Raw genomic sequence first — 3215 nt, forward strand, 5'->3', positions numbered from 1 at the left:
CGACCTCGGGGTCGACCACGACCTCCTGGGCGGCGACGAGGCCGTCGGCGTCGAGGACGGCGTCGAGGGGGACGTTGCGCTTGACCATCGCCAGCGCGATCGGGCCGAGCTCGTGGTGACGGGCGCTCGACCCGACGTACCCGACCACCTTGTCGCCGTGCTTGAGCTCGGCACCCCGCTCGGGCAGGCGGTTCTCCGAGCCGTCGAGGTGGAGCAGGGTCAGCCGACGGGGTGGGCGCCCGAGGGTGTGGACGCGGGCAACCGTCTCCTGGCCGCGGTAGCAGCCCTTGTCGAGGTGGACGGCGCTCGGGATCCAGCCGGCCTCGTTGGGGATCGTGCGGTGGTCGGTGTCGAGGCCGAACCGGGGCTCGCCGCGCGCGATCCGCAGCGCCTCGTAGGCCCACAGGCCGCACGCCGGCCCCGCCGCCTCGGCGTACGCCGCCAGCTGGTCGCGCGGCACGAGGTCGAACCCCTTGGGTCGCCACATCACGGCGACGGACTCGGTCACGTCGCTGATCTCGACGCGCATCATGAAGACCATCCGCTCGAGCCACTCGCGCAGCGGTGTACCCGTGCCCGGCTCGGTGTGGACGGTCAGCGCCTCGCCGTCGTCGACGCCGGTGAAGGCGTGCTCGACGTGGCCGTTGGGGCTGAGGACCAGCGCGCTGGTCCACTCCCCCGGCTGGAGGTCGGTGAGGTGCTGGGTGGTCAGCGAGTGGAGCCACGTCAGCCGGTCGGGGCCGGCGATCCGCAGCACGTCGCGGTGGGAGAGGTCGACGAAGCCGTCGCCGGCCTCGAGCGTGCGCTGCTCGCGGTTGAACGAGCCGTAGTGGGCGGCGACGCCGGAGTCGGCGCCCTCGGCGGCGACGGCGTCGGGCAGGTCGAGCAGGGGGCTCTTCATCGGCACTCCTCGCACAGCCCGAAGACGGTCAGGTGGCCGACGTCGGCAGTGAAGCCGTGGTCGGTGTCCAGGGTCTGCAACAGAGGTTTCAGCACATCAGGGTCAACGGACACGACCTTCTGGCAATTCCGGCAGACGAGGTGGAAGTGCTCGTGGTCGGTGACCGAGTGGTAGGTCGGCGCGCGGTCGCTGAGGTGGGCGTGGCGGACCAGCCCGAGCTCCTCGAGGACCTCGAGCGTGCGATAGACGGTCGACTGGTTGACCGCTGAGGACTGCTTGCGGACCTCCGCCAGGACCTCGTCGGGGGTCGCGTGGCCGAGCCGCTCGACGGCGGCCAGGATCAGCTCGCGCTGCGGGGTCAGCCGATAGCCGCTCCCGCGGAGCTTCGCCTTCCAGTCGGTCTCGCTCACTGCCTCACCAGTTGGGCATGGGTGTGCGGCTGGAGCTGCTGCCCCATCGCGGCCATGTCGTAGGCGTACATCAGGTCGCCGTTGACGTAGCCGTAGAGGCGCTTGCCGCCGACGTACTCCTTGGCGGTCGCGGTGCGCGCGACGGCGTCGGTGACGATCTCGAACCGCGGCTGCTCGGGGTGGAGCTCGCCGTGCCACACCTCGACGAACCCGAGGTTGTGGGTCAGCACCATCTCGATGGTGCCGTCCTCCTGCGGCCGGATGAAGCCGGTCTCCTGGGCGGCCGGGCGGATCGTCTTGCCCTCGGCGTCGGTGATCCAGGAGCGGCTGAAGTAGTGGATGAACGGGCGGCCGTCCTGCTGGAAGATGACCTCCTGCCCGAACTGGAACGGCTCGATCGTGGGGTATTCGCCGTGCCCGTTGCCCGCCCACGTGCCGATCAGCCACGCGAGGCGCGCGCAGTTGGGGTGGATGTTGTCCGGGATCTCGAACGGCATGGCACCGAGTCTAGGGTTTCGGCATGGCACGGGACTTGGTGGTCAAGGCGACCTGCGGCGCGGACGACGCCGAGCGGGTCAACCAGGCGTTCACCGTCGCCGCGGCCGCCGTCGCCTCCGGGGCGCGGGTGTCGCTGTGGCTGACGGGCGAGGCGGCGTGGTTCGCGGTCCCCGGGCGGGCTGCGTCGTTCTCGCTCCCCCTCGCGACACCGCTCGCCTCGCTCCTGGACGCCGTCCTCGCGGGCGGGTCGGTGACGGTGTGCTCGCAGTGCGCCGAGCGGCGGGACATCATGTCCTCCTCCGTCGTCGACGGCATCCGGATCGCCGGCGCCGCCGTCTTCACCGAGGAGATCCTCGCCGACGGGGTCCAGGCGCTCGTCTACTGACAGTCCCGGCACGTGTCGTGCGGTGACTGCAGGATCGTCGCCAGCCTGCGCGCCGTACGACACCTCCGCCGGGTCGCCTGCCCCCACCCCAGCCGTACGGCGCGCCGCCCGCCGGCAGCGTCGTCGAGGTCACGGTCGAGATCGCGGTCGCGCTGGCGCGGGTTGTCGTGGAACTGCCGACCGTCGAGCTCCACCACCAGCCCCGCGTCGTCCCACTCGCAGTCGCGGTATTCGCGCCGCCCGGCCTCGTCGACCACCGTCCTGACCCGCTGCTGCTGCGGCATCGGCAGCCCGTGAGCCCGGACCACGCCGGTGACGAACCGGTGCTCGAGCGCTGAGCACGTCCCGCCTGCGACGTCGTCGAGCACCGCGAGCAGGGCCTGCCTGCCCCTCACCCTGCCCCTCCTCTCGACCGACTGTCGTACCTCGTGGGCGCTCACCATCCGTGACTGGCAGGCATCGGCCACGGTCTGCACGACCTCCAGCTCGTCGCCGGCCCCGATCGCGAGGTCAGCGAGCGCTTCCGGCAGCCGCAGCCGTGGCGGCGTACGGACGTCGTCGGTCCTGGTCGCGAGGTCGGTGACCCGGACGAAGCGATAGCCGCGGACGCGTTCCCTGCTCCTGCCGTGCTCGATGGCCACCTCGATGCCGTCGCCACGCGAGCGCCACCCCGGGCCGATGGCGCTGCGGAGGGCGGCGTGGCCCGCGAGCGCAGCGCCGACCGGCCGCAGGTTGTGGTCGAGCTCGGTCGCGCCGTGGAGCACGCCCGCCATCGCTCGCTGCTCCCACGTCGTGGGGCCGGTGTGGTTGAGGTAGATGCCCGGGAAGACCGTCGCCCACTCCCTGCGCCGCAGGATCCGGCGGATGTCGTGGTCACCCAGGCCACAGGCCCGCGCCTGGGCGCGCGAGACGACCCCGCGTTGGTTGCGGAGCAGGTCGTCGAGCCACATACGCAGCACCCTCATCGACCCCACCGACAACAACGGGGCGATTCGCAGTCACCAGGTGACTGCGGATCGCC

5 protein-coding genes are annotated in these 3215 nt (G+C 71.7%); 1 reads left to right on the plus strand and 4 read right to left on the minus strand.

From position 1 onward, the window contains the following. The 3 genes from ygfZ to ABD091_RS06715 form a co-directional block, all read right to left on the minus strand. A partial coding sequence (ygfZ, locus tag ABD091_RS06705) for a CAF17-like 4Fe-4S cluster assembly/insertion protein YgfZ (RefSeq protein WP_343916668.1) occupies window positions 1–901 on the minus strand: 901 nt, incomplete at its 3' end. Beyond that, window positions 898–1311 (minus strand): Fur family transcriptional regulator, encoded by a 414-nt coding sequence (locus ABD091_RS06710; protein ID WP_343916670.1) that lies wholly within the window; start codon window positions 1309–1311, stop codon window positions 898–900. The genes ygfZ and ABD091_RS06710, both read right to left, overlap by 4 nt. Then, the gene (locus ABD091_RS06715; protein ID WP_343916672.1) at window positions 1308–1808 is read right to left on the minus strand and encodes a heme-binding beta-barrel domain-containing protein; all 501 of its coding nucleotides are present in this window, start codon (window positions 1806–1808) and stop codon (window positions 1308–1310) included. Before ABD091_RS06715 ends, ABD091_RS06710 begins: the two co-directional genes overlap by 4 nt. A gap of 23 nt (window positions 1809–1831) precedes the next feature. On the opposite strand from ABD091_RS06715, the gene ABD091_RS06720 reads away from it, so the two are divergent. Further along, window positions 1832–2194, plus strand: a complete 363-nt coding sequence (locus ABD091_RS06720) for a DsrE family protein (protein WP_343916674.1) — start codon at window positions 1832–1834, stop codon at window positions 2192–2194. Here ABD091_RS06720 and ABD091_RS06725 read toward each other — a convergent pair. After that, window positions 2188–3159 carry a type IV toxin-antitoxin system AbiEi family antitoxin domain-containing protein gene (locus ABD091_RS06725; RefSeq protein ID WP_343916676.1) on the minus strand — a complete coding sequence of 324 codons (972 nt, stop codon included), beginning with the start codon at window positions 3157–3159 and terminating at the stop codon, window positions 2188–2190. The two genes, ABD091_RS06720 and ABD091_RS06725, sit on opposite strands and share 7 nt — an antisense overlap. Window positions 3160–3215 lie beyond the last annotated feature (56 nt).

Origin of the sequence: Nocardioides aestuarii (assembly GCF_039527245.1) — a bacterium.
Classification (GTDB): domain Bacteria; phylum Actinomycetota; class Actinomycetes; order Propionibacteriales; family Nocardioidaceae; genus Nocardioides; species Nocardioides aestuarii.

Bases quoted from the DNA above. Each gene is read 5' to 3' on its own strand.
- ABD091_RS06720 (WP_343916674.1), top strand. From the start codon at position 1,832: ATGGCACGGGACTTGGTGGTCAAGGCGACCTGCGGCGCGGACGACGCC.
- ABD091_RS06715 (WP_343916672.1), bottom strand. From the start codon at position 1,808: ATGCCGTTCGAGATCCCGGACAACATCCACCCCAACTGCGCGCGCCTC.
- ABD091_RS06725 (WP_343916676.1), bottom strand. From the start codon at position 3,159: ATGAGGGTGCTGCGTATGTGGCTCGACGACCTGCTCCGCAACCAACGC.